Origin of the sequence: Synechococcus sp. W55.2 (genome assembly GCF_047461635.1) — a bacterium.
Classification (GTDB): domain Bacteria; phylum Cyanobacteriota; class Cyanobacteriia; order Thermostichales; family Thermostichaceae; genus Thermostichus.
Genome location: NZ_JANSHM010000117.1, coordinates 1 through 1,599, shown reverse-complemented (window position 1 = coordinate 1,599; position 1,599 = coordinate 1). Strand labels below are relative to the sequence as shown.

Annotated in this window: 1 protein-coding gene; it reads left to right on the top strand. The window is 60.4% G+C overall.

The genetic code is table 11. The features are described 5' to 3' along the window. Nucleotides 1–1,379 (top strand): TolC family protein (locus tag NW828_RS13770; protein ID WP_414384467.1); only part of this gene is annotated, 1,379 nt, incomplete at its 5' end. Between the last annotated feature and the right edge of the window lie 220 nt (nt 1,380–1,599).

Below are 1,599 nucleotides of genomic sequence, written 5' to 3'. Positions count from 1 at the left end.
CTGCCCAACAGCCGCCAAATCCTCACCCCCCCACCCCCCCCACCCTATCGATTCCCCCCAACCCTGCTGACTCCACCCCTGCGGCTGACCTGACTCTAAAGGGGGTTTTGACGGCTGAAGAATTGGTGGTGCCCCAATCCCCCTTGCAGGTGCGCATCGAGCGAAGGGAGGGCTTGTCTTTGGAAGAAGCTCTGGAGATCGCCGTTGCCCAGAACCCGGCTGTGCAGCAGGCCAGACTGACTGTCGAGCGGGCCGAGGCCGGGGTAGCTCTAGCTCAAGCTGCCTTTGTTCCCACCCTCTCCAGCCGTGCCAACTACCAGTACAGTGAGGCTCCCTCTCCTGGTGGTGGGCCAAGGCGCGAATCCCACACCCTCTCGGCCAGTGTGGTGCGGGTGGAGTATACCGCCTTTGACAGTGGCCTTAGGGAGCAAAACCTGAAGCTGGCCCAGGAAGCGCTGCGCATCGCCCAACTGCAGCTGGAGCAAACGCTGCAGACGGTCAAACAAGCTGTGGCCAATGCCTACTACGATCTGCAAAGCGCAGATGCCAGGGTTGCCATCAGCCAAGCTGCCGTCGAAAGTTCCGAAGCCACCCTGCGGGATGCTCAAGCCCGAGAACGGGCCGGGCTGGGTACCCGCTTTGAGATTCTCCAGGCAGAGACGGAATTGGCCAACAATCGACAAACCTTGCTGGCGGCTCAAAACACCCAACAACTGAATCGCCGCCGCCTGGCCGAACTGCTGAATTTCCCCAGCCCCACCGACGTGTTGGCCAGCGACCGCATTGAGCCGATGGGGGAGTGGGATCTCAGCCTGGAAGAGACCATCATTGCTGCCTTTGCCCAACGACAGGAATTGGAGCGCCGGCGCCGAGAATTGGAGCAGGCCCAAAGCCGCCTGCGCCTGGCACAAGCCCGCAATGGCCCCCGAATTGGCTTGTTCGCCAGCCTCGATGCCGTTAACGATTTCAACGCCAGCCGCAACAGTTTTGATGTTGGCTATTCGGTGGGAGCCAATTTCAGCTTGACTTGGTTCGATGGAGGAGAAGCGGCTGCCCAAGCCCGCCAAGCCCAGATCGATGGACAGGTGGCCGTGAGCAACTTCGTCGGCACCCGCAATGAAATCCAGCGGGAGGTGGAAGAAGCCTTCCTGACCCTCAGCTCCAGCCGCGAACAGATCGACTCGGCCAAAGTGGCAATTGCCTCAGCAGAAGAGAGCCTGCGCTTGGCCCGGCTGCGCCTGCAAGCGGGGGTGGGCACCCAAACGGAGGTGATCAATGCTGAAGCTGCCCTCACCACTGCCCGTGGCAACCTTTCCAATGCTGTAATTGCCTACAATCGCGCCCTGGTACAACTGAAACGGGCCATTGGCAGCCTTTGACTTGAGCCTTTCTCCCTCACTCCCAGCCCTTCTTCCAAAAGGAGAGGGGTGCTATGGATACCGCGACGAAACAGTTCTATTCCAACTTGAGCTGTTGTGACATACTCTCACACTCATGCTGACGCAAAGCGCTCCGCGCCGCTAAAGCGAGAGAGTGCAGGCTTCAAGGACTCCGTCCCGCTGACGCGAACAGTGACTCCGGTTAGCGCTCCGCGCCGCT